Origin of the sequence: Streptomyces sp. NBC_01476 (assembly GCF_036227265.1) — a bacterium.
Lineage (GTDB): Bacteria > Actinomycetota > Actinomycetes > Streptomycetales > Streptomycetaceae > Actinacidiphila.
Genome location: NZ_CP109446.1, coordinates 5,565,889 through 5,589,791, shown reverse-complemented (window position 1 = coordinate 5,589,791; position 23,903 = coordinate 5,565,889). Strand labels below are relative to the sequence as shown.

The window sequence follows — 23,903 nt, the reverse complement described above, 5'->3', positions numbered from 1 at the left end:
GAGGGCTCAGTGGCCGAAGAGGTGCCGCGCATGGCGCCGTTGCGGCCCAGGTTCGGACGACGCAACCGTACCGGTGTGCTCCATGTCGCGATTGTTCGCGACATCCTCCTCACGGGTGGTCTGGTAATCCGCGTAATCCGCGTTCGCCGGATACGCCGGCTCCGTCGCGGCCGGCGCCTTCTCCAGCCGGGCGGCCAGTTCATCCCGCTCCCGCGCCGTCTCCCGCGCGTCCCTGCGGGCCGCGGCGAGCTTGCGGGCCTTGCGGCGGCGCAGTGACATACCGCCCATCGACATCAGGACACCGAGGCCGAAGATCAGCGCCAGTGCCAGACCCGCACAGAAGATCTCCAGCGAGTTCATGGTCGCGACCTGGTGCCCGAGCACCGTCACGTTGTAGTCAGGCCCGCCGTTCAGGTTGTCAGCCAGGGCGAACCCGGTGAACGCGGCCGTACAAGCCACCAGCAGCAATCCCAGGATCAGCATTGCGGTCACCTCCGATAAGTGCGCTGCTCAGCTTCGGCTACCCCCGGTACGGGCCCGCATGCAGCGCACCGTCAGGCCGTGTTCATGCCAGTCTCAGCGCGGCCTCCCGCATCACCCGGGCGTCCTCCCTGACCTCCAGCAGCCCGGGCAGGCCGGGCGGCCCGGCCGGCCCCGGCCCCGGCTCCCCGCTCAGACTCGCCGCCCACGCGAGCAACTGCTGCCGGAAACCGGTCCGTCCGGGCTCCGCGGTGTACGTGCGCCGCTCGGACTGCGCGCCGCGCGCGTCCCAGGTCTCGACGGTCAAGGTGGCCGACTCGTCCCGGGCGTAGGGCGACGGCAGGCCGAGCGTGGCCACCGACGTCTCGGCGGTGAACTCCAGCGTCTCCCGGTAGCGCCGGTGTTCCGGCACCCGCAGATGCGTGGCGTCGATCAGCAGCATCCGGTCCGGGCGCCAGCGCACGCCGATCCCGGCGCCGTCCGCCCACTGGTCGGCGTGGAGCAGCCGCCCGTCCAGCCGCAACCCGCTGCCGGCCAGCACCGCGTGCACGATGTTCACCTGGTGGATCAGCGAGCCGCCGAGCCCGCGCGCGTACGCCTCGCGCTGGACGGAGCCGGCCGCCGCGCCCAGCGCCCGCCGCAGTGCCCGCTCGGCGGCCGGCGGCTGCGGGCCGAAGGGTTGCGGCGGGTACGGCAGCAGGTGCGCGACCTGGTGCGGCGCGTTGGGGTCGTGGATGTCGATCTCGAACCGCCGGGCCCGCGGCAGTTCGGCGCGGCAGTGGTCGATGAACCGCGCCACCACCGGGTCGTGCCGTTTCATGTAGCCGGCCGCCACGGGCACCCCGGCGCGTTCCTCCGCCGCGAGCAACTGGTCGATCTCCGCGAGGTCCAGGCTCACCGGCTTCTCGCAGAGCACCGGCAGGCCCGCCTCCAGGCAGGCCCCCACCACCTCGCGGTGCGTCCACCACGGGGTGCAGACCAGCGCGGCCCGGGCCCCGGCCCGTACCGCCTCCTCCGGCGAACCGCAGACCGCCGCGTCGGGGAAGCCGCCCGCACGGACCGCCGCCAGGTGCACCGGGTCGTTCTCCACCACTGCCACCAGCCGCAGCACGTGCCGCAGATCACGCAGCTCGCGCAGATGTGCCGCGTGCGCGACCTTGCCGGCGCCGATCAGGACGACGGGCACCGGCCCGCCGGTGGGGGGCGTGACCGCCCCGGACAGCAGATCCATCCGCCCGCCTCTCGTTCCGCGCCCGCCGCCCGGGCCTGCCGCCCTGGCCTGCCGTCCGGACCATGCAGCTCAGACCTATCATCCGCACCGGACCGGGGGCGCCTGCCCCGGCGCGCGGCAGCCGAATTCCGGGTTTTCCGCGCCGGCGCGGAATCAGCCGATCATCGGCCGGGAAGGAAGGGACGCGGTCCGGTGGGACCGATGCCTCAGTTCATCCAGTGGCACTCGGCGGATCAGTTGCTAGAGTCGCTCCGGGTGCCGCACCTTGCCACGCACTGGGCCCGCGTAGCGGGGCATGCGGTGACGAAAGGGGGAAGCCATGGCCATTTCACCTCGGACCAACGGGGTGGACGGGGACGTCGGGCTTGCCCTTTACCGGGCACTGCGCACCAACGGCTCGTCCGTTCCGGCCAAGGCCACGGCCGCTGTCGGGCTGACCGAGGCGGAGGCCGCGGCCGGCTGGGCGGAGCTGCGGGAGCTGGGACTCATACGCACCGGCCGGGTGCCGGAGGAAGTGGATCCGATCGAGCCCGACACCGCGCTGATGGGCCTGCTGGCCAAGCAGCGGGACGCGCTGCAGGCCCAGCGCGAGGAGCTCTCGGCCATGCTGCGGGCCGCCGAGTCGCTGATGGAGCGGTACCGGCCCACCGTGCAGCGGGAGTCACCGGAGATCGAGGTCGAGCTGGTGCGCGGCGACAACCGCAAACGGCAGACACTCGCCGAATTCAACGCCTCCATCGCGGCCGCCACCGGTTCCATGCATCCGGGACCACTGCCGAATTCAGAAGTGCTCTCCCATTCCATCCGGGCGGATGAGGAACTCATTCAGCGGGGAATCCGGGTAAGGGCGATCTATCCGCAGAGCGTGGATTCCGCGCCGCGCCAGCGGAAATATCTCGCACAGCTTTCGGCGACCGGCGTGGAAGTACGGCTGGCCGCCCAGGTTCCTTTCGATCTGCTCATCGCGGATTCCCACACCGCGTTTCTCACAGCGAATCCGGAGAACCCGTCCGAGGCGGCGATCGTGGTCCGCGGCGCCGCGCTGATCCGGTCGTACATCGCCCTCTACGAGGACTGTTGGCTGCGGTCGGTGCCCTACTCGGCACAGGCCACGAGCACCTTCGACCCGGACGGCGAGCTCACCGAACAGCACCGGACGACGATGCGACTACTCGCCAACGGGCTGACAGATGAGCGAATCGCGCGCAAGCTAGGGGTGTCATTGCGCACGGTGAGTCGCCTGGTGTCCGAGGTCATGAGATATCTTCAGGCGGACAGTCGTTTTCAAGCGGGGGTGCTGGCCGCAACCCATGGGCTGATCTGAGCTGCGCATTTACGCCATTGCGTACATACGCACAAGCGGAACCTGGTCCTCATCGCAGGCGCCTTGCCATTCTTAACGTGAGTACGACCATCACCTTTGAGGCACCCCCGGCCTCCGAACCGAAGGACCACGATGTCGCGTTCCCGGCGCAAGATTGAGATCGCTGCCGTCGCAGCCCTGGTCCTCGCTCTGTCCTCGACCGGTGGCGTGATCGCCGCCGTCGCGGTGGACGAACCGGCCGCGGCGGCCGCGCCCACCGCCCCCGATCCTGACAACTGGATCCCGGCCGGCACCGACGACGGCAACTGGATCCCGGCCGGCGAGCAGGCCTCGCCGGCGAACTGGATCCCGAACGTCGCGGCAGGCGGTCCGAACGTGATACAGGCGGACAACTGGATTCCGTAACGGAACCCGTACTCCTCTCCGCCCTGCCCGCCCTTTCGCTGTACGGCCCGTGATGGTTCGCGGGCCGTACAGCGATTCTTGCGTTGTGGGGGAATCAGGGCGCAGATCCGAGGGGGGGGACGGATCTGCGGTGGGGGGTCGGTGGCGCCGGAAGGGTGGGGGGCGTCGGCGGTCGCGTGCGGGTGATGCGTCAGACGCTGAGCGGGAGCGGGTGTGCGGCCGGCCGGCCGAGGGGCCGGCGGAGAAAAGCCGCGAGGGCCCGCACCGTCCGTAGGGGGAGACGGACGGTGCGGCCCTCGACAATCGGATCGGCCCAGGAGGTGAGTGTGCCTCGTACGGCGGCGCGCGCCTCGACAGCCGGCCCGTTCAGGGGGATGCCGGGCCGGGCAGTGCCGGTCACTCGGTCGCCGGAGTTCGGCGCCGCTACGAGTGCCACCTCCAACTCGCCGTATACCCGGGGAAGCAAGGCGAGTTGCCGATCCAGCCGCTCCTGGCGAGGAACACACAGGGCAGGGTCCGTGTCAGCACACAAGTGCCTGCTACGGAACTCGTTCTCCTGCACTGCCGCTGTCCCTTCCTCGCTTTGGGGCGGTAAGTAGAGCTTTCCAGCAGGGGGGTGATCCGGACAATGGTCACCGACCGGCCTGATTCCGCCATGGCGCGATCGCGCATCTATGCGCCGTCCCGAGGGGGCGGAACCGCAGGTCACAGGGGTCTCGCGGGGTCTATCGCGGCAGCTGTGCCTCGATCGCCCCGGTGACCTCGGAAGCCTCGGGGACGGTCTTGGTGCGGAACCGCCCGACGACCTTGCCGTCGGCGCTGACCAGGAACTTCTCGAAGTTCCAGGCGATGTCGCCGGCCGTGCCCTCGGCGTCCGCCGCCTGGGTCAGCTCGGCGTAGAGCGGGTGCCGCCCCTCGCCGTTGACCTCGGTCTTCTCCAGCAGCGGGAAGGTCACTCCGTAGGTGGTGGAGCAGAAGGTCTGGATCTCCTCCGCGGTGCCGGGCTCCTGGCCCGCGAACTGGTTGCAGGGCACGCCGAGCACGGTGAAGCCGCGGTCGGCGTAGCGCTGCTGGAGCCGCTCCAGGCCCGCGTACTGCGGGGTGCTGCCGCACTTGGAGGCGACGTTGACCACCAGCACGGCGCTGCCGCGGTGCTCGGCGAGGCTGGTGGGTGTGCCGTCGATGGTCCGCAGCGGGATGTCGTAAAGGGTGCTCATAAGGGTCTCTCCTGCTCCGTGCGTAAGAGTGCTCTGAGGGAGGTACGGAGCCGGGCCCGCGGCTGTTCAACCGCGGCCCGGCCGGTCTCAGCGGTCCTTGACCGTGATCCCGAGGGTCTGGGCGAGCGCCGGGGCGAGGTCGAGCAGTTGCGCTGAGCCGATGGTCGCGCCGCGCAACGCGTCGTAACCGTCGGCGAGGTCGATGCCGGCCGCACCGCGCAGATCGACCTTCGTCAAGGTGGCGCGGCCGAGGCGGACCCGCTCCAGCCGGCTGCCGGGGAAGGTGACGCCGGTCAGGCGGGCCTGGCCGAAGTCGACTTCGCGCAGGACGCAGTCCTCGAAGACCACCTCGTGCAGCGCCGCGTCCCGCAGGTTCACCGAGTCGATTTTGCAGTGCCGGAAGACGACCCGGCGCAGGACCGAGCCGAATGCCTCGATGCCGGCCAGCGAACAGCCGGTGAGCCGCGAGTCCAGCCAGTTGGTCTCGGCCAGTGAGCAGCCGGTGAAGCGGCTGCCGGACGCCCACAGGTCGTTGAAGCGGGCCCGGCGGAAGTCGGTGCCGGTGAAGGTGCTGTCGGTGATCGCCGCCTCCAGGAAGCGGGCCCCGCGTGCCGAGCCGTCCTCGACGACGCGCCGGTCGAAGTGGGCGGTGTCGTAATCCCCTTCGATCTCCAGCGGCCCGTCGTGGCGGCGCAGCAGATCGGCGTAGGGCAGGTCGGCGAGTTCATCGGCTTCCTCGGCGGCGGTCACACCCCCAACCCTACGACCGGGCTCCGACAGCCGGCGGGGGGAACGTCCGCCGTCCCGAAAGCCGACGTATCCGGCTTGCCGGACAAAATGCCCGGCGATTGCTACCGTGACCGCCCATGAGCGCTCCGTCGGCGACCGCGCCCACCGCTCCGCCCCCACCGGCCCCGCGGCCCCCCGCCCGCCGCGGGGTCGAACTGTGCCTGATCGTCGGCGCGGTGGCGGTCGCGCTGTACGGCTACGCCGAAGTGGGCCTGGCCGACGGCGGCCGGCTGCCGCCGGACGCGGCCGGTTACGGCGGCGGCCTGGCCGCGCTGGCGCTCCTGGCCCACCTGGCGGTACGCGCCAGGGCCCGGTACGCCGACCCGCTGCTGCTGCCGATCGCGGTGCTGCTCAACGGCATCGGCCTGGTGCTGATCCACCGCCTCGACCTGGCGCCGTCACTCGGCCCGGAGGCGGCGGACTCGCAGCTGGTCTGGTCGGCGGTGGGGGTCGGGCTCTTCATCACCGTGGTGCTGGCGCTCCGCGACCACCGGGTGCTCTCCCGGTACACCTATGTCAGCGGGACCGCGGCGCTGGCCCTGATGGTGGCGCCGATCTTCTTCCCGGCGGTCAACGGCGCCAAGATCTGGATCCGGTGCGCCGGATTCTCCATCCAGCCCGGCGAGTTCGCCAAGGTGCTGCTCGCGGTCTTCTTCGCCGGCTACCTCTCGGCGAACCGGGCGGCCCTGGCGTACACCGGCCGGCAGATCATCCGGATCCGGCGGCTGGACCGGCTGGGCTGGGTGCGCCGACTGCAGCTGCCCACCGCGCGGGTGCTCGGACCTGTCCTGGTGATCTGGCTGATGAGCGTGGGCGTGCTGGTGCTGGAACGGGACCTGGGCACCTCGCTGCTCTTCTTCGGCCTCTTCGTGGTGATGCTGTACGTGGCCACCGGCCGCACCGGCTGGATCGCGGTGGGGCTGCTGCTGGCCGCCGCCGGGGCGTTCGCCGCGGGCTCGCTGGAGCCGCATGTGCACAGCAGGGTGCAGGACTGGCTCCATCCGTTCGCCACCATCGACGCGGGACTCGGGCCGAGCCAGCTCGCCCAGTCGCTCTTCGCCTTCGCCGGCGGCGGCCTGCTCGGCGCGGGGCTCGGCCAGGGCCACTCGTATCTGATCGGTTTCGCGGCGAAGTCCGACTTCGTGCTGGCCACCGCGGGCGAGGAACTGGGGCTCGTCGGGCTCTGCGCCCTCTTCCTGCTCTACGGGCTCCTGGTGGCCCGCGGCTTCCGGGCCGCGCTGGCGCTGCGCGACCCGTTCGGGCGGCTGCTGACGGTGGGCCTGGCGTCGCTGCTGGCGCTCCAGGTCTTCGTGATCGCGGGCGGTGTGATGGATCTGATCCCGCTGACCGGGATGGCGATGCCGTTCCTGGCGCAGGGCGGCTCCTCGGTGGTCACCAACTGGATCATCGTGGCGCTGCTGATCAGGGCCAGCGACCGGGCCCGCCGCCCCGAGCCGGAACCGGTCCCCGGAGTGCTGGAGGTGGCCGCGTGAGCCGCGGGACCGCGGCACCGTCCGCACGGCAGGGGGCCGCCGGGTGAACCGCTGCATCCGGTTCGCCGCCGCCTTCTGCGTGCTGCTGCTGGCCGCCCTGCTGGTGAACGCGGCCCGCGTGCAGCTGGTCGACGCCCACGCGTACGGCTCGGACCCGGCCAACCGGCGCATCCCGATCGCCCGTTACCAGCAGCCGCGCGGCGACATCCTGGCCGGCGGCCACCGGGTGACCGGATCGCGGGACGCCGGCGGCCAGTTCCGGTACCGGCGCACGTACGCCGACGGGCCGCTCTACGCACCGGTGACCGGCTTCGCCTCGCAGACGTACGGCTCGACGCTGCTGGAGGGCACCGAGGACCCGCTGCTGGCCGGGACGGACCCCCGGCTCGACTCCGTCCCGCTGTGGAACGAGATCACCCGCAGGCAGCAGCGCGGCGGCGATGTGTACACCACCATCGACCCGGCCGCCCAGCGGGCCGCCTTCGCGGGCCTGGCCGGGCGCAAGGGCGCGGTCGCCGCGGTGGACCCGACCACCGGCCGGATCCTGGCCCTGGTCTCCTCACCGTCGTACGACCCGGCCGAGCTGGCCGGCACCGGCCCGGCCGCGATCGGCGCCTGGAGCAGACTCACCGCCGACAAGGACCAGCCGATGCTGGACCGGGCGATCCGGCAGACCTACCCGCCGGGGTCCACCTTCAAGGTGGTGACGGCCGCCGCGGCCCTGGAGAGCGGCCTGGTGAAGGACGTGCGGGCGCGTACCGCCTCCCCCGACCCGTACCGGCTCCCCGGCACCCGCGTCTCCCTCACCAACGAGGGCCCGGGCTGCGTGGACGCCAGCGTGTACGACGCCTTCCGGGTCTCCTGCAACACCGTCTTCGCCAAGCTCGGCGCGGACACCGGCGCGCGGGCGATGGCCGGCCAGGCCGAGCGGTTCGGCTTCAACGACACCCGGCTGCGGCTGCCGACCGGCGTCGCCAAGAGCAACTTCGACACGGCCATGGGCCCGGACCAGGTGGCGCTCTCCTCCATCGGACAGTTCGACACCACCGCGACACCGCTGCAGATGGCGATGGTCGCCGCCGCGGTCGGCAACGGCGGCAGGCTGATGCGGCCGTACCTGGTGGACAAGGTGACCAACCACAGCGGGCTCACCGTCGGCAGTACACAGCCCCAGGTGCTGCACCAGGCGGTGAGCGGGCGGACCGCGGACCAGTTGCAGCAGCTGATGGAGGCGGTGGTCACCTCGGGCACCGGCACCAACGCGGCGATCCCCGGCGCGGTGGTCGGCGGCAAGACCGGCACAGCGCAGCACGGGCTCGCCAATGTGGGCACGCCGTACGCCTGGTTCATCAGCTACGCCAAGCCGCGCGGCTCCGCGGTCGCGACGGTGGCGGTGGCGGTGGTGGTGGAGGACGCGGAGGCGGTACGCGCGGACATCTCGGGCGGCGGGAACGCGGCGCCGGTGGCCCGGGCGGTGATGCGGGCGGTGCTCGGTCAGTCCACCTTCGGGAAGCTGAAGCCGTAGCCCTGCCCCTTGAGCCAGGTCAGCGCCTTGTCGAGGGCCTGGACGGTCTGCCCGCGGTTCCCGCCGCCGTCGTGGAAGAGGATCGTCGGGCCGTTGTGGATCTCGTCCTTCATGGTGGTGAGGATCGCGTTCACCCCGGGCCGGCCGAAGTCCTTGGTGTCGATGTTCCAGCCGAGCGGGCGCATGCCGTGCTGGGCGGCCAGTGCGCGGCTCGGCGGGGTGAAGGCGCCGCCGGGGGCCCGGTAGTAGTAGACACGGGCACCGCCGGAGGCTTCCTGGATCATGTCGAGCGCGTCCAGGATCTCCGCGGACTGGTACGCCATCGGTTTCTTGTCCATCCCCGTGTCGTGGTGGACGGTGTGGTCGCACAGCCGGTGGCCTCTGGCGACGACCTCCTTGACCAGCGCGGGATGCGCCTTGGCCTGCGGGCCGATCATGCAGAAGGTGGCGTGCACATGGTGCTCGTCGAGCACGTGGAGGACTTGCGGGGTCCATACCGGATCGGGCCCGTCGTCGATGGTGATGTTGACGTTGCGGCCCGGGGTCTCCGGCTGGTGCTGGATCGAGTCGGGCACCGCCGCGGTGGGCGGCGGGGCGGGTATGCGGTGGCGCGGCGGGGCGTGCTGGGGGGCTCCGCCGGTGGTGGCGGGCAGTCCCCTGACGCCCTTCCCGTCGCCGGCGGCGGACCGGTGGTCCGCGCCCGGCACGAGCAGCGCCGAGGCGACCGCCGCGATCACCACCACCAGCACGGCCAGGGTGATCGCCGCCACTTGCGGCGCCGCCCTGAACCGTGCCAGGGAGATCTGGGGAAGCCGCCGTCCCGCCATCGTGTGCCCGCCCGCCTGTTGTGCCGATCCGTCTCGTATACGCGGGTCCGTCACGCGTCCGGACTCGCGCACGAATAGATGCGGGTGACGGAGGCTCGGTTCCCCTTCCGGCGGCCGGGCGGTGCGCCGTTACGAGACCCGTACGTTACGGAGGCGGGGCGGGCGTGCGGGGTCAAGTCGTCGTGTGCGGGGTCTTGACGGGCTTGTTGACACGCAGTCTCATAAGACTCCTACCGCTGGTAACCCTCGCGCACCGGGAGCCGTTTCGCCATGGACGCCGCACTGATCGACCGGGAGAGGACCGCGCAGCGGCTGCTCGCCGCCTCCGCCAGGCACTCCTTCGACCCGGACACCGAACTCGACTGGGACGCGCCCTTCGAGGAGGGCAGGTGGTTCTGGCCGCCGGAGCTCGTCTCGCTCTACGACACCCCACTGTGGCGGCGGATGTCCGAGGAGCAGCGGATGCTGCTGAGCCGGCACGAGGCGGCCTCGCTCTGCTCGGTCGGGGTCTGGTTCGAGACGATCCTGATGCAGCTGCTGCTCCGGCACACCTACGACCTGGAGCCGACCAGCGCTCATGTCCGGTACGCGCTCACCGAGATCGCCGACGAGTGCCGGCACTCCAAGATGTTCGCCCGCGCGGTCACCACGATGGGGACGCCGACGTACCGGCCGAGCCGGCTCGACCACCAGCTCGGCCGGGTGATCAAGACGGTCTCCACCACCCCGGGCGCCTTCACCGGCACGCTGCTCGCCGAGGAGATCCTGGACTGGATGCAGCGGCTGACCTTCCCCGACGAGCGGGTCCAGCCGCTGATCCGGGGCATCACGCGGATCCATGTGGTGGAAGAGGCCCGGCACATCCGCTACGCCCGCGAGGAGTTGCGCCGGCAGATGACCACCGCGCCGCGCTGGGAGATCGAGTTCACCCGCCTCGCCTCGGCCCAGGCGGCCCGTGTCATCGCCCGCTCCCTGGTGGGCCCGCGCGTCTACGCCTCGGTGGGCCTCGACCCCGCCCACGCCGCGCACCTGGCGCGCACCAGCCCGCACCGCCGCGACATCATGCGCCGCTCGGCCCGGCACCTGATGGACTTCCTCGACGAGATCGGCCTGCTCCAGGGTCCCAGCCGGCGCCTGTGGCGCTCCTCTGGCCTGCTGGCGTGAGCCCCCGGCCCCCGCCAGCCCCCGGCCCCCGCTACTGCAGCAGGTGCCCGAACGCCGGGGCCAGCGGCGCGAGGCGCGCGGCGAGCACCCCGGCGGGGCTTTCCGGCGCCTCCAGCGCCAGCGCCCGGACCGCGGCGCCTGCCGTTTCCGGGTCGGTCGCCGCGGTGATCACCAGCAGCCCCGTGAAGTGGTCGACCAGCCACTCGCGCAGCTCCGCCGGCGGGACCTGTTTCCCCGCGTCCAGCCACGCCAGCGACACCACCTCGACACAGGCGATCCACGACCGCACCATCATCGCCAGCCGCGGCCCGGGACCGGTCACGCCCAGGTGGTGCAGCACCTGCTCGGCGGCCCGCCGCCGTACGTCCTCGACGATCGCCCCGGTCCGCCCGGTCTCCGCGCCGCCGCCACCGCGCAGCAGGGCGCCGTACGCCGCGTCGTGCTCGTCGACGTACCCGAGGTAGCGGTCGAGCGCGTCCGCCAGCCGCCGGGTGGGCGGCCCCTGCGTGGGGACCACGAACCGCCCGATGAGGTCCTGCGCGGCGCCCAGCACGGCGGCCTCGTACAGCTGCTGCCTGCCGCCGGGGAAGTACCGGTAGACCAGCGGGCGGGAGACGCCGGCCGCGGCGGCCACGTCGTCCACCGAGACCTCCTCGGGCCTGCGGTGGCCGAACAGGTCGACGGCCGCGGCCAGCAGCTGGGCCCGGCGCTGCTCCACGCTCATCCGCCGGTAGGCCGGCGCCGGGCTGCTGGTCATGCGCGAAGCCTAGCTCCCGGTCACCCGGTGGGGGCCGAAGCGCGGTACCGGCCCCGGTGGCGGGAGCGCCATGTCATTCTGAGCCAGTGAGACACGAGCAGACCGAATTCGTCGGGGGGCCGCTCGACGGGCGGACGCTGGACGTACTGGTGGGGATGACCGGGCAGCCGCCGCGGGTCTACACCGTGCCGGTGCCGGACGCCGACGGCGGCCCGCGGCGGGAGTACGTCTACCACCGGGAGCCGAGCCCGGGGCCGCGCGAGGAGCGCAGGACCCGCTGGGTCTTTGTCTACGATCCGGCGGGCAGGCGGCCGGACCGGCTCAAGTGGCCCTGGTCGAAGGGCGCGTGACGCGGCGGGAAACGGCTGCCGAATGGGTCCGGACCATTGACACGATTGGTCTGGACCTGTTTGCTGCGCGGTGACATGCGCCCTCCTCACAGAAGGAGCATCCCCCCATGCTCACCTCTGCATCGCGCCCCGGATCCGCACGGCGGAAGAGATCCCTCGTCGCCGCCACCGCCGCCCTCGCCGGGGCCGTCGCGGTCGGCGGCCTCGTCGCCCTGGCGCCCAGCGCCAGCGCGGGCGAGTTCCTGACCAACGGCGGCTTCGAGACCGGCAGCCTGTCCGGCTGGACCTGCGACGCGGGCAGCGCCGCCGTCACCGGCCAGGCGCACACCGGCACCTGGGCGCTGAAGGGCACGCCCACCGCGAGCGCCACCGGCCAGTGCAAGCAGACCGTCGCGGTCGCTCCCAGCACCACCTACACCCTCACCGCCCAGGTGAAGGGCAGTTACGTCTACATCGGCGTGGACGGCGGCACCAGCACCTGGACCCCCGACTCGGGCACCGGCTACCAGCAGCTCAGCGTCTCCTTCACCACCACCGCGAGCCAGACCAGCGCGGCGGTCTACGTGCACGGCTGGTACGGGCAGCCGGCGTACTACGCCGACGACCTCTCGCTCCAGGGTCCGGGCAGCGGCACCACCACGCCCCCGACGACGCCACCGACGACGCCGCCCACCACCCCGCCGACAACACCCCCGACCACTCCCCCCACCACGCCACCGACGACACCCCCCACGCAGCCGCCGTCGGGCGGGCTGCCCACCCACGCGCTGGTCGGCTACCTGCACGAGACCTTCGCCAACGGCTCGGGCTATGTGAAGCTCGCCGACGTCCCCGACAGCTGGGACATCATCGACCTGGCCTTCGGCGAGACCTCCTCCCCCACCTCCGGCAGCATCCACTTCACCCGCTGCTCGGTGAGTGAGTGCCCGCCCGTCGAGTCGGACGCCGACTTCAAGGCCGCGATCAAGGCCAAGCAGGCGAAGGGCAAGAAGGTGCTGCTGTCGATCGGCGGCGCCAACGGCGAGGTGCAGCTGACCACCACCGCGGCCCGTGACGCCTTCGTCTCCTCGGTGAGTTCGATCATCGACCAGTGGGGCCTGGACGGCATCGACATCGACTTCGAGGGCCACTCGCTCTCCCTCAACACCGGCGACACCGACTTCAAGAACCCGACCACCCCGGTCGTGGTCAATCTGATCTCCGCGCTGAAGTCGCTCAAGGCCCGCTACGGCAGCGGTTTCGTGCTGACCATGGCGCCGGAGACCTTCTTCGTGCAGATGGGGTACCAGTTCTACGGCTCGGGGCCGTTCGGCGGACAGGACCCGCGCTGCGGGGCGTACCTGCCGGTGATCTACGCACTGCGCAACGACCTCACGCTGCTGCACGTCCAGGACTACAACTCCGGGCCGATCATGGGCCTGGACAACCAGTACCACTCCATGGGCGGCGCGGACTTCCACATCGCCATGACGGACATGCTGCTCACCGGCTTCCCGGTGGCGGGCAACACCGCCAACATGTTCCCGGCGCTGGCCCCCTCCCAGGTCGGCATCGGCCTGCCGGCCTCGGTCAACGCCGGCAACGGCTACACCGCACCGGCGCAGGTGGACCAGGCGCTCGACTGCCTGACCAAGAAGACCAACTGCGGCGGCTACAGCACCCACGGCACCTGGCCCGCCCTGCGCGGTCTGATGACGTGGTCGGTGAACTGGGACAAGTTCAGCAACTGGGAGTTCCAGAACAACTTCGACGGCTACTTCGGCAGCTGACCGGAAAAACTCCCCGCGAACGCGTGCGGCCCGGTCCCCGAGGGCGGTGACCGGGCCGTACGCTTTTGTCCGCCGCGGTGCCGGGAAACCGGCGACGGGGTGAACGTCCGGCGTCGGCTCTCCGCCGGAGGGACCAACCTCCGCGGAATCGCCCGGCGCCCTCTGTCGAAAATATGACTGACCGTGACAGGATGCGGACCGCAGGCGTGTTACCGGCAGGTTACGTGAGATGAGGGGATATCTGTGGCCCGACGGACCAGAGGGTGGCTCCGCTCCGCCGTGGTGTGCGGTGCCCTGCTCGCCGCGGCGGCGCTCTCCTTGCCGGCCGCGGAACAGGCGTCCGCCCGCCCGTACGATCCGGCGCCCCCGCCCCCCGTGCCGCCGGCCGAGATGCTCACCCAGCTGCAGACGTACTACCGGCAGACCGAGGCGGCCACCGAGTCGTACAACCAGGCCAAGCAGACCGCCGACAAGCAGCGGGCCAAGGCCCAGGAGATCGACCGGCAGCTCGCCGACCAGCGGGTGGCGGTCGCCGGGGCCAAGGACGAGCTGGGGCTGATGGCCCGGCAGATGTACCGCAGCGGCGGGGTCTCCCCGTATCTGTCGCTGCTGACCGGGCAGACCCCGCAGGACTTCTTCGGGCAGCGCCGTGTCGTGCAGCGGGCCGCCGAGCACCAGCAGGACGTCCTCGACGAGCTGACCAGCGGCGAGGCCCGGCTGTCCGCGCTCAACACGCAGGCGCAGAAGGCACTGGACGCCGCGCAGCACGCGCAGACCGTACTGGCGGGCAAGAAGACCCAGGTCGAGACGCACCTCAAAGAGGTCGAGGCGATGCTCGCCGGGCTGACCGGGGTACAGATCGGCGAGCTGCAGACACTGGAGCAGCAGGGTGTCGACCAGGCTCAGCAGGACCTGCTGGACTCCAAGGCGCTCGGCGCCGACCCGGCCCTGCGGGCACCCTCGCAGCCCGGCGACCGGGCGATCGCCTACGCCTACCAGCAACTGGGCAAGCCGTATGTGTGGGGCGCCCAGGGCCCGGACTCCTTCGACTGCTCCGGCCTCACCTCGCAGGCGTGGGCGCACGCCGGGGTGACCATTCCGCGCACCAGCGAGGAGCAGTGGGCGCGGCTGCCGCACGTGCCGCTGGCGCTGCTCAGGCCCGGTGACCTGGTGGTCTACTTCTCCGGTGCCAGCCATGTGGCCCTCTACATCGGCAACGGCCTGGTCATCCAGGCGCCGCGGCCCGGCGCGGTGGTGAAGGTCTCGCCGATCGCCGCCAACCCCATCCTCGGCGCGGTCCGGCCGGACCTCGGCAAGCAGCCGCTGAAGGACTACAAGGCGAGGCCGGTGCCGAAGCAGGCGGAGGAGCCGCTGCCGATCGCGGTGACACCGCCGAAGACGGCGAAGCAGCCCAAGGCCACGAAGCCGGCCGCGCCGGCCGACCCGTCCGCGCCGTCGGCGCCCGGGAAGACCCCGGCCCCGCGGGCGGGTGCCCCGAAGCCGGTGATGACCCCGGACCCGACGCAGCGGCCGGACCCCGCGCCGGGCACGCCGACAGCCTCGCCGACACCGACACCGACCCCGACCCCGGACGCGACCCCGAGCGGCTCCCCCGCTCCCTAGGCCCGCTTCTCGGGCCCGCTCCTCAGGACACCGTCTGGGAGACCTCGGCGAGATACGCCGTCGCCTTCTCCGGCTCGAAGAACCACTGCTCGAAGTCGGCCGGGTCGTCAAAGCCGTTGGCGAACCGGTCGGCGACCGGCTGGAGCGCGCCGCCCGCACCGATCAGCCCCAGCACGTGCTCCGGCGGGGGCGACAGCATCGCGTTGGTCCACTTGGTGACGGGCGCGGCCACCGACCAGTAGTGGTCGAAGGTGGTCCGCATCCACTCCCGGTCGAACGGCCGCTCGCCGTTGGCCACGATGTCGGCGAGGTACGAAGCGGCGCAGCGGGCCGCGTTGTTGGAGCCCTGGCCGGTGATCGGGTCATTGGCCACCACCACGTCGGCGACGCCCAGCACCAGTCCGCCGGACGGCAGTTCACCGACCGGCCGCCGCACCGTCGGCGCGTACCGGCCGGAGAGCGTGCCGCCCGCGTCGGTGAGCTCCACCCCGGTGGCCCGGTCGTACTCCCACGGTGTGAACCGCCGCATCAGCTCCAGCGTGAGCCGCAGGTGCTCCTCGGGGTCCTTGACGCCCTGGAAGACATCGAGCGGGCCGCCGGGTATGCCCTCCCAGAAGAGGATGTCGGCGGGACCGGAGGTGGTCAGGGTCGGCATCACGAACAACTCGCCGACCCCTGGCACCAGATTGCACCGCACGGCGAGGAAGTCCGGGTGCTCAGGGCGCGGTCCGAGCCCGTGCACATAAGCCACCGCGAGCGCCCGCTGCGGGGCGTCGTACGGCGAACGGGAGGCGTCCCGGCCGAACATGGAGACCAGTTCGCCCTTGCCGGCCGCGACCAGCACCAGGTCGTAGGCGCGGGCGAAGTAGTCCAGGTCGGAGACCGCGACGCCGTGGATGACGACCTTGCCCCCGCGTTCGGCGAAGGTCTCCAGCCAGCCGGCCATCTTCACCCGCTGGTCGACGGACTGGGCGTAGCCCTTGAGCCGGCCCACCCAGTCGATCGGCCGGGACGCGTCCGGCGCGGAGACCGAGACACCCAGGCCCTCGATGCGCGGGGCCTGGTCCTCCCAGAAGTTGAGACCGAGGTCACGCTCGTGCTGGAGCGCGGAGGTGAACATGCACTGGGTCGACATGACACGGCCGCCGCGTATCTCGTCGGCGGTGCGGTTGGACATGACGGTGACGTCATAACCCTGGGACTGCAGGCCCAGGGCGAGTTGGAGCCCGGCCTGACCGGCTCCGACGATGAGAATCTTGCGCACAGCGGCTCGCTATCTGGCAGTGGGGACATCGGGATGCGCGGACGGAAAAGTCGTCATCGCGGTGGGTGACACAACGTTACCGGGGCCAACTGATGCGCCTACAGCGGCTGTTCGTCCATCGCGTGGGCGACCAGCGCGAGCAGGGCCTCGACCACGGAGAACCGTTTCCGGGCGTCGATGATCAGCACCGGGATGTGCCGCGGCACGGCCAGCGCCTCGCGGACGTCGTCGGAGGTGTACTCCGGTGTGCCCTCGAACTGGTTGACCGCGACGGTGTACGGCAGTCCGGTGCCCTCGAAGTAGTCCAGCGCCGGGAAGCAGTCGGCGAGCCGGCGGGTGTCGGCGAGCACCACCGCGCCGATCGCGCCGCGCACCAGGTCGTCCCACATGAACCAGAACCGCTGCTGTCCCGGCGTGCCGAAGACGTAGAGCACCAGGTCCTGTTCGAGGGTGATGCGGCCGAAGTCCATGGCCACCGTGGTGGTGGTCTTGTCCGGGGTCGCGGCCAGGTCGTCCAGCGCCTCGCTGGCCTGCGTCATCACGGCTTCGGTGGTCAGCGGGGTGATCTCGGAGACAGCGCCGACGAAGGTGGTCTTGCCCACGCCGAAGCCACCGGCCACGACGATCTTCGTGGAGACGGGGGCGCGACCGCGTTCGGTCTGCCAGTCCTGCAGGCCCTCCTGCTGGTCAAAGCCTGCGAAGTCCACTGAGCACCCTTTCGAGCAGTGCGCGGTCGGGGCGGCCGGGCCCGTGCCCGGTGCCGTACACGCGTATTCTTCCCTGGTCCGCCAGATCGCTGATCAGGACCCGTACGACGCCGAGCGGCATCCGCAGCAGGGCGGAGATCTCGGCCACCGACCGCATCCTGCGGCACAGTTCGACGATCGCCCGGAACTCCGGCATGACCCGCTCGGTCCAGTCGCCCCTTGTGAGGGCGGGCTGTTCCTCCGCAGCGTCGATGGTAGCCACGAAGGTCTCGACCAGCAGCACGTGCCCGAACTGCGTACGGCCGCCGGTGAGAGCGTACGGCCGGACCCTGGAGGTGCGGCGGTCGGCTCCGCGGTGGGGCAGGGCAGCCATCAGCCGGCGCTCCCCAGGGCCTGGCGCAACTCGGTGCGCAGGGCGGGGGTCAGCACATGGCCGACCCGGCCGACGAAGAGTGCCATGTGGTAACCGATCACCGTGATGTCGCAGTCGGCGGTGGCGTGCACCCCCAGCAGGGAGCCGTCACTGATGGAGGTGACCAGGAGCATGCCGTCCTCCATGGCGACGGTGGTCTGCCGTACCGGGCCGCCGTCCATCAGCCGGGCGGCGCCCGCGGTGAGGCTGGCCAGGCCGGAGACGACCGCGGCCAGGTCCATCCGGCCGTTGTCGGCGGCCCGGGCCGGGCCGCCCCTGCCCTGTTCCGGGACGGTGCGGGTGATCGGGGCGTCCTCGGTGTGCGAGGTGAGCAGCAGCAGGCCGTCGGAGGAGACCACGGCCACCGAGTGGACGCCGGGCACCTCCTCCACGAAGTTCTGCAGCAGCCACTGGATGTTGCGGGCTTCGTGGCTCAACTGGCCGGTGCCGCCTGTGCTTCTGGCCGCGCCGGTGGCCGCGCCCGCTGCCGCGCCGGTCGGGGCGGCATCGGTGGTGTTGCTGGTGTCGCTGGTATCGCTGCTGTACGTGCGGACCGCGTTCAACGGGTCGCCTCCTCGGCGGTTTCTGCTGGGCCTGCGTCTGCTTCCCCTGCGTCCCCCTGAGTGCTGCTCTGTGCCCGCGGCGCCTGCGCGTGCCCCGTGTCCCCTGGGGCCGCGGCGGCGTCCGGCGTCCCCACGCCGGTTCGCGGTCCGTCCGGTACGGCGGTCGCGCGCGACTGCGCCGGAACGGCCGGTGCGTCGTCGGTGCGGGCCGCATGGCGGGGCGGGCCCTGCCGTGGCGGTGCGGGCGGCTCGGCGGCAGCGCCGGACAGCCCGGACATCGGGCCGGTGCCGGAGCTGTGCTCCTGTTCCGCGTCGCGCCGGCCGGCGTGCAGTCCCCGCTGCAGGCCGCCCAGCTTGCGCCGGAGTTCGGCGGCGTCCACCGGGCCGCCGCGTGGCCGCCGCTCCTCGTGGACCAGCGTGTCGCCGAGCCCCGTGGTCCTCGGCACCCGCTGCGGCAGGCCCATGGCGGTGACCCCGTCCGCTCCGGGCGCGGCCTCGTCCTCCCCGGCCCGGTCGTGCCGCACCGCATGCGCGGGCGGCACGGCCTCGGCGGGCGGCACGGCCCGCGCGGCCGGTACCCCTCCGGCGTACGGTACGGCCCGGACCGGCGGGACACCGCCGGCCGCCGGCGCCGGCGCGGGCACCCGCGTCGGCAACGGCTGCACGGCGGGCCCCTGCTGGGCGGCCGGCTCTTCCGCGGCCGACCCCTGAGCGGGCGGCTCCTGCCCGTGCGGCGCTGCCGGCGCGCCGGACTCAGGCCCCCGCACCGCCTCCGGACCACGGACGACGGAGGGCACCACCGGCTCAGGCCCCTGGACCGCATGCGCTGGCTCCGGAGTACGGCCCGCATGCGGCGCCATCGGCTCCGTACCCGGCGGCAGCAGCCCCGGAGACGGCGCCGCAGTCGGCACCCTTGCGTCCCGGTCCTGAACCGCATCCAGCGCCGCAGCCGGCGCCGCTGCGTCCTGCCCCTGGGCCGCGTGCGGCGCCGCCGGGTCCGGACCGCGCTCCGGGTCCGCTGCCGCCGGAGCCGGGTCCCGGGCGGGCTCGGGCGGGAGGCCGGACGCCGCCGGGACCGGTGCCGCCGGGGTTCGGCGGGAGGGGCCGGTGAGGCGGGCGCCGGCCAGCGCCGCCTCGATCGGGGTGCCCGGCGCCTCGTGCGGGTCGATCGCCGGGAGCAGCAGCTGCGGCAGCACCACGACGGCGGTGGTGCCGCCGCCCGCGTGCGGGCGCAACTGGGTGCGCACGCCGTGCCGGTGGGCAAGGCGGGCCACCACGTACAGGCCCATGCCGGCCGCCGCGCCCGGCGGCGCCGGATCGGGGTCGGCGAGCAACTCGTTGAGGTCGTCGAGGCGTTCGTCGGGCACCCCGATGCCGGAGTCCTCGACCGAGAGCATCACCTCGCCGGTTTCCATCAGCCAGCCGGACAGCCGTACCGGCGCGTTCGGCGCGGAGAACCCGGCCGCGTTGTCGAGGAGTTCGGCGATCAGGTGGCTGACGTCGTCCGCCGCGCGGCCGGCCACCCGGGCGTCGGGCATCGACTCGATGCGTACCCGTTCGTACCGCTCGATCTCGGAGATCGCGGCCCGCGCCACGTCGATCAGCGCGACCGGCCGGGCGGTGGCGCCGTGGCTGTGCTCGGTACCGGAGAGCACCAGCAGATTCTCGCTGTTGCGCCGCATCCGGGTGGCGAGGTGGTCCAGCTTGAAGAGGTGGTCGAGCCGCTCCGGCTCCTGCTCGCGGTCCTCCAGCTCCTCGATCAGGGCGAGTTGGCGCTCCACCAGGCCGAGCGTGCGCAGCCCGAGGTTGACGTAGGTGACCTGGGCGGCGTTGCGGGCGCCGGCCTCGGCGAGCTTGCCGGCCAGCTCCTCGCGGCTGCGCAGCAGGTCGTCCCTGATCCGCAGCAGTCCCTCGCGCTCGGCGATGAGGTTGTTGTGCGCGCCGGACAGGGAGTTGCGCTCGGCGGTGAGCTCGTGGACCCGGTTGCGCAGCGCCTGCGCCTCGTGGGTGAGCGCGTTGACCCGGCGGGCGACCGCGGCGAACTCGTCGCCGCCGATCACCTTCGCGCCCTGGCCGCTCTCGGCGTCGGCGCGCGACCACTGGTGCAGGGCGGCCAGCGGCCGGGTCACGCTGCGGAAGACGGTGACCAGCACACCGACGAGCAGGATCAGGCACAACGCGGCCAGCGCGATGCGCAGTTCGAGGACGGTGACCTGGTGGTCGCGGTGGTGGGCGGCCTGCCGGGCGTCATCGGTGGCTGCTGACGCCTCCACGCTGCGCATCAGGGCCAACCGGGCGGTGAGTGACGCGTCGGTGGCGGAGGCGCCCCGCACATCGCGGTCGGCGCGGGTGAGTTCGGGTCCGTCGAGGAGTTCGGCGAGGTCCCGGTCAGCCTGGCTGACGTCGGCCCCGGTCACCGTCTGGTCGTAGCGGCTGCGCAGCCCGGCGGGCGCGGCGGCCCGGAAGTCGGCGAGCGCGGCCTGTTCCTGGAGGTGCGCGGCCTGTGCGGCGGCGACCGGGCCGCGCTGACCGCCGCCGGCCGCGAGCGCGGCGACCAGCAGCCCGCGCTGCCGGGCGGCGGCGTCCACCGCCCGGCCGAGCGGCGCGGTGACCGGGCCGGAGAGCCGCCCGAGCGCGTCGATCAGCGGCTGGTAGGCGGCGACGACGGCCTGCGGGCCGCCTTTGCCCGCGTCGGCGGTGCCGCGCACGGCCGGCAGCCCGGCCAGCGCGGTGCGGACCGCGGCGGGGGCGTCGCGCAGGACGTCCTTCGCCTGGCGGTCGGTGCGGGTCCTGTCGGTGGCCAACTGGCCCTTGGGCAGGGAATCCGCGGTGCCGAGGGCGGCGTGGTCCCGCTCGTCGGCCAGGTCGTGCGCCAGCACGGCGGTACGCGCGGCCAGCCGGGCGGTGTCCGCCCGGTCCTGGGCGGCGGAGAGATCGTGCCCGGCGAGGGCCACCCCGGGGGTGGCGGCAGCAAGGAGCGCGGCGCCACTGACGAGCAGGGCGGCGAGCATGCGCCGCCTGACCCGCCCCTCGCGTCGCGGGTGACGTCCTTCACGCAATGTCGGTGCTCGCAATCACGTATCGCCCGGGCCCGGGGTTCCCCCGGGAATATGCAGAAGTCCTTCCGACCCTTGCAGCCCTGCCGGGGAGGGGGCCAGACGTCCCCCCCTCGGACACCCGAACGAGTGAATCGCACAGGTGAGTTGACGGACAAGTCCGGCACCGGGCGGGCAAGCCGGCCCCGGCAACCTGCGTCTGGCGCCGGGGGCCGGGCTTTGGCAGGATGCGCGCGCGCAGCCTTGTTGATCTTGTGGTCCGGACCAAGTGTGCAGCTCGGCGGTGCCTTACCGCGAGTTCCCCGCCTCCCGCGGTTTCCCCGGGGTCCGGCAGACTGGGGCGCATGCGGATCGAGACGGCGAGCGAGGCCGGCAGGCCCGAGGTGCCCAACGAGGACTTCGTGGCGGTGGCGCTGCCCGCCGCCGGACGGGGCGGCGCGGTGGTCCTGCTGGACGGCGTGACGCCCCCGCCGGACAACGGGGCGTGCGTCCACTCGGTCCCGTGGTTCACCGCCCGGCTGGGCGGGGCGCTGCTCGAACTCGCCGTCTCCCGGCCGGAGACGGCCCTGACCGGATGCCTGTCGGCGGCCATCTCCCGTACCGCCGAGGCCCATCGGGACACTTGTGATCTTTCTCACCCGCTCACTCCGCAGGCGACCGTGGTGCTGGCCAGGTGGGACGGGACGGAGCTGGAGCACCTGGTGCTCTCGGACTCGGCGCTGCTGCTGGAGGCGCCGGACGGCACCGTGACGCCGGTGCTTGACGACCGGATCGACCGGCTGCGGGCGGCGGGCGTCCGGGTGGGACCGCTGCGGAATCTGGAGGGCGGTTTCTTCACCGCGGCCGCCAACCCCGCGGTGGCGGCCCGCGCGGTGACCGGCCGGACCCCGGCGGCGCGGGTGCGGGCGCTGGCCGCGCTCACCGACGGCGCGGCCCGCGGGGTGGAGGTCTTCGGGTCCGACGACTGGTCGTCCGCCTTCGCCCTGCTCCGCAAGGCGGGTCCGCAGGCGCTGATCAGCCGGGTACGGGCGCAGGAGAACGCCGATCCGGCCGGCACGGCGGTGCCGCGCGGGAAGCCGTACGACGACGCGACGGCGGTGCTGGTGGAGTTCTGACGGGGTGCGGGCGGGCCTGCGCCGTTCTCAGGGCCGGTTCGAGGGCCGGTTCGAGGGCCGGTTCGAGGGCCGGTTCGAGGGCCGGTTCGAGGGCCGGTTCGAGGGCCGGTTCGAGGGCCGGTTCGAGGGCCGGTTCGAGGGCCGGTTCGAGGGCCGGTCTCAAGCGCCGAGGCGGGCCACGGTGTCGGGGGCTGCCGCCGGCGCCGCTCAGGAATCCGTCAGGTGCCGTTCTCGCCGAACTGAAGCTCGTTCAGGCCGTGCAGCAGCCGGGAGAGTTCGGCGATCTCGGACTGGTCCCAGGCGGCGAGCTGCCGCAGGTACCGTTCGCGGCGGGCGGTGCGGACCCGGGAGAAGCGGGCGCGGCCCTCGTCGGTGAGGCGGACGAGCCACGCACGGCCGTCCGCGGGGTCCGGTTCCCTGGCGACCAGGCCGAGTTCCTCCAGCCCGCGCAGCTGCCGGCTCATCGTGGCCTTGCCCACCCCGAAGTACGAGGCAAGGTCGGTGGCCCGCTCCGGCTCCACCTCCTCCAGCCGTACCAGCAGCCCGTACGCGGCCGGTTCCAGCTCCGGGTGGACCGCCCGTGCCAGTTCCCCGGAGGCGGCCCGCGCCCGCCGGAAGAGCACGGACAACTCGCGCTCCAGCGCCTGCGTGGCGCCGTCCCGCTCGCCGCCCGGCGGCTCGCCGTTCGCTCCGGTCACAGACTCCCCGCTTTCAACACCTGAAACTTTTCTTCACCCACGGTGGTTTCCGCAGCACGTCAAGTATTTCGCAGGAGTAGACCAACGGCGGTTCCGGACCCCCCTTCCACGCGCGTAGCGCCGCCCGTACCGTCACTTCTGTCATGGCCCAATCAAGGCCATGCCGAGTCCCCCCTTGCCATTCTGGAGGCACGTATGTCCCACGGAGATCTCTCCGTCGTGCACGGCACCGGCTCGGCCCGGACCAGGCTCACCCTGCTGGCCGGTCTCTTCGTCACCCTGCTCGCCCTGGTCCTCACCGCTCCCGGTACGGCCCACGCGGCCGGCAGCGGCCACATGACCCACCCCGACCTGGACTGGATGGGCTCCACCATCCGCGCCCACGAGGGCTCGGGCCCGTCGGCCGGCGGCGGCTCCGCCGCCGTCCCGCTCGCCACCCAGACGCCCGGCATGGACGTCTCCAACTACCAGGGCAGCGTCAACTGGGCCACCGCCTGGGCCAACGGCGCCAAGTTCGTCTACATCAAGGCCACCGAAGGAACCTCGTACACCAGCCCGTCCTTCGCCCAGCAGTACAACGGCTCCTACAACGTCGGCATGGTGCGCGGCTCCTACCACTTCGCCCTGCCCGACGTGTCGGCCGGCGCCACCCAGGCCGACTACTTCATCGCGCACGGCGGCGGCTGGTCCGCGGACGGCAGGACACTGCCCGGCGCGCTGGACATCGAGTACAACCCGTACGGCGCCACCTGTTACGGGCTGAGCGCGAGCGGCATGGTCAGCTGGATCGCCTCGTTCAGCAACGAGTACCACGCCCGTACCGGCCGCTACCCGACCATCTACAGCTCCACCAGCTGGTGGACCCAGTGCACCGGCAACAGCAGCGCCTTCGCCGCCACCAACGCGCTGTGGATCGCCCGCTACAACACCACGGTCGGCACGCTGCCGGCCGGCTGGGGCTTCCAGACCATCTGGCAGTTCGCCGACTCCGGCACCTTCCCCGGTGACCAGGACCGGTTCAACGGGGCGCTGGACCGCGTGCAGGCGTACGCGGCCGGCTGATCCGTTCCCCCGGACCGCGCAAGAGCCGGCCCCCCGCACCGCGCGCAAGAGCCGGCCCCCCGCCCGGATATC

At 72.5% G+C, this 23,903-nt stretch carries 22 protein-coding genes; 10 read left to right on the top strand and 12 right to left on the bottom strand.

The window, feature by feature from the left end; translation table 11 throughout:
• Positions 1-6: 6 nt before the first annotated feature.
• Both OG552_RS24560 and OG552_RS24555 read right to left on the bottom strand, forming a co-directional pair.
• Positions 7-483, bottom strand: coding sequence for a hypothetical protein (locus tag OG552_RS24560; protein WP_329136394.1), 477 nt, complete (start codon positions 481-483; stop codon positions 7-9).
• An 82-nt stretch (positions 484-565) separates the two neighbouring features.
• Positions 566-1,711 (bottom strand): Gfo/Idh/MocA family protein, encoded by a 1,146-nt coding sequence (locus OG552_RS24555; RefSeq protein WP_329136391.1) that lies wholly within the window; start codon positions 1,709-1,711, stop codon positions 566-568.
• Between the two features lie 319 nt (positions 1,712-2,030).
• Here OG552_RS24555 and OG552_RS24550 point away from each other — a divergent pair, with 319 nt between their 5' ends.
• The gene (locus OG552_RS24550; protein ID WP_329136389.1) at positions 2,031-3,035 is read left to right on the top strand and encodes a helix-turn-helix transcriptional regulator; all 1,005 of its coding nucleotides are present in this window, start codon (positions 2,031-2,033) and stop codon (positions 3,033-3,035) included.
• A 132-nt stretch (positions 3,036-3,167) separates the two neighbouring features.
• Positions 3,168-3,440, top strand: coding sequence for a hypothetical protein (locus tag OG552_RS24545; protein WP_329136387.1), 273 nt, complete (start codon positions 3,168-3,170; stop codon positions 3,438-3,440).
• A gap of 725 nt (positions 3,441-4,165) precedes the next feature.
• Here OG552_RS24545 and OG552_RS24540 read toward each other — a convergent pair.
• On the bottom strand, positions 4,166-4,657 hold the full coding sequence (locus OG552_RS24540; RefSeq protein ID WP_329136385.1) for a glutathione peroxidase: 492 nt from the start codon (positions 4,655-4,657) through the stop codon (positions 4,166-4,168).
• 87 nt (positions 4,658-4,744) lie between these two features.
• Positions 4,745-5,407 carry a pentapeptide repeat-containing protein gene (locus tag OG552_RS24535; RefSeq protein ID WP_329136382.1) on the bottom strand — a complete coding sequence of 221 codons (663 nt, stop codon included), beginning with the start codon at positions 5,405-5,407 and terminating at the stop codon, positions 4,745-4,747.
• A 116-nt stretch (positions 5,408-5,523) separates the two neighbouring features.
• On the opposite strand from OG552_RS24535, the gene OG552_RS24530 reads away from it, so the two are divergent.
• Both OG552_RS24530 and OG552_RS24525 read left to right on the top strand, forming a co-directional pair.
• Positions 5,524-6,939: an FtsW/RodA/SpoVE family cell cycle protein gene (locus OG552_RS24530; protein WP_329136380.1), complete on the top strand. Its 1,416-nt coding sequence runs from the start codon at positions 5,524-5,526 to the stop codon at positions 6,937-6,939.
• Between the two features lie 43 nt (positions 6,940-6,982).
• Positions 6,983-8,464, top strand: coding sequence for a penicillin-binding transpeptidase domain-containing protein (locus OG552_RS24525; RefSeq protein ID WP_329136378.1), 1,482 nt, complete (start codon positions 6,983-6,985; stop codon positions 8,462-8,464).
• On the opposite strand, the gene OG552_RS24520 is transcribed toward OG552_RS24525, so the two are convergent.
• On the bottom strand, positions 8,434-9,234 hold the full coding sequence (locus OG552_RS24520; protein WP_329136376.1) for a polysaccharide deacetylase family protein: 801 nt from the start codon (positions 9,232-9,234) through the stop codon (positions 8,434-8,436). The two genes, OG552_RS24525 and OG552_RS24520, sit on opposite strands and share 31 nt — an antisense overlap.
• Before the next feature lie 327 nt (positions 9,235-9,561).
• Here OG552_RS24520 and OG552_RS24515 point away from each other — a divergent pair, with 327 nt between their 5' ends.
• A complete protein-coding gene (locus OG552_RS24515) occupies positions 9,562-10,455 on the top strand; it encodes an AurF N-oxygenase family protein (protein WP_329136374.1) in 894 nt (297 codons plus the stop codon).
• 31 nt (positions 10,456-10,486) lie between these two features.
• On the opposite strand, the gene OG552_RS24510 is transcribed toward OG552_RS24515, so the two are convergent.
• A complete protein-coding gene (locus OG552_RS24510; RefSeq protein WP_329136372.1) occupies positions 10,487-11,212 on the bottom strand; it encodes a TetR/AcrR family transcriptional regulator in 726 nt (241 codons plus the stop codon).
• A gap of 86 nt (positions 11,213-11,298) precedes the next feature.
• On the opposite strand from OG552_RS24510, the gene OG552_RS24505 reads away from it, so the two are divergent.
• From OG552_RS24505 to OG552_RS24495, 3 genes are all read left to right on the top strand, one after another.
• Positions 11,299-11,562, top strand: a complete 264-nt coding sequence (locus OG552_RS24505) for a hypothetical protein (RefSeq protein WP_329136370.1) — start codon at positions 11,299-11,301, stop codon at positions 11,560-11,562.
• 107 nt (positions 11,563-11,669) lie between these two features.
• Entirely contained in the window at positions 11,670-13,331 is a 1,662-nt protein-coding gene (locus tag OG552_RS24500) for a chitinase (RefSeq protein ID WP_329136368.1), read from the top strand.
• 243 nt (positions 13,332-13,574) lie between these two features.
• Positions 13,575-14,954 carry a C40 family peptidase gene (locus OG552_RS24495; protein WP_329136366.1) on the top strand — a complete coding sequence of 460 codons (1,380 nt, stop codon included), beginning with the start codon at positions 13,575-13,577 and terminating at the stop codon, positions 14,952-14,954.
• Between the two features lie 22 nt (positions 14,955-14,976).
• On the opposite strand, the gene OG552_RS24490 is transcribed toward OG552_RS24495, so the two are convergent.
• The 5 genes from OG552_RS24490 to OG552_RS24470 all read right to left on the bottom strand — a co-directional run bounded on the left by OG552_RS24490 (position 14,977) and on the right by OG552_RS24470 (position 20,911).
• Complete coding sequence (locus tag OG552_RS24490; protein WP_329136364.1) at positions 14,977-16,218, bottom strand: styrene monooxygenase/indole monooxygenase family protein; 1,242 nt, start codon at positions 16,216-16,218, stop codon at positions 14,977-14,979.
• 98 nt (positions 16,219-16,316) lie between these two features.
• Positions 16,317-16,925, bottom strand: a complete 609-nt coding sequence (locus OG552_RS24485; protein WP_329136363.1) for a GTP-binding protein — start codon at positions 16,923-16,925, stop codon at positions 16,317-16,319.
• The gene (locus OG552_RS24480; RefSeq protein WP_329136361.1) at positions 16,906-17,298 is read right to left on the bottom strand and encodes a DUF742 domain-containing protein; all 393 of its coding nucleotides are present in this window, start codon (positions 17,296-17,298) and stop codon (positions 16,906-16,908) included. Before OG552_RS24480 ends, OG552_RS24485 begins: the two co-directional genes overlap by 20 nt.
• On the bottom strand, positions 17,298-17,774 hold the full coding sequence (locus tag OG552_RS24475; RefSeq protein ID WP_329141084.1) for a roadblock/LC7 domain-containing protein: 477 nt from the start codon (positions 17,772-17,774) through the stop codon (positions 17,298-17,300). Before OG552_RS24475 ends, OG552_RS24480 begins: the two co-directional genes overlap by 1 nt.
• A 122-nt stretch (positions 17,775-17,896) precedes the next feature.
• Positions 17,897-20,911: a sensor histidine kinase gene (locus OG552_RS24470; RefSeq protein ID WP_329136359.1), complete on the bottom strand. Its 3,015-nt coding sequence runs from the start codon at positions 20,909-20,911 to the stop codon at positions 17,897-17,899.
• A gap of 389 nt (positions 20,912-21,300) precedes the next feature.
• Here OG552_RS24470 and OG552_RS24465 point away from each other — a divergent pair, with 389 nt between their 5' ends.
• Positions 21,301-22,071, top strand: coding sequence for a hypothetical protein (locus OG552_RS24465; protein WP_329136357.1), 771 nt, complete (start codon positions 21,301-21,303; stop codon positions 22,069-22,071).
• Between the two features lie 218 nt (positions 22,072-22,289).
• On the opposite strand, the gene OG552_RS24460 is transcribed toward OG552_RS24465, so the two are convergent.
• Entirely contained in the window at positions 22,290-22,769 is a 480-nt protein-coding gene (locus OG552_RS24460; protein WP_329136355.1) for a MarR family winged helix-turn-helix transcriptional regulator, read from the bottom strand.
• 195 nt (positions 22,770-22,964) lie between these two features.
• Between OG552_RS24460 and OG552_RS24455 the strand changes: the two genes are divergently transcribed.
• Entirely contained in the window at positions 22,965-23,831 is an 867-nt protein-coding gene (locus tag OG552_RS24455; RefSeq protein WP_329136353.1) for a lysozyme, read from the top strand.
• The last annotated feature ends 72 nt before the right edge of the window (positions 23,832-23,903 follow it).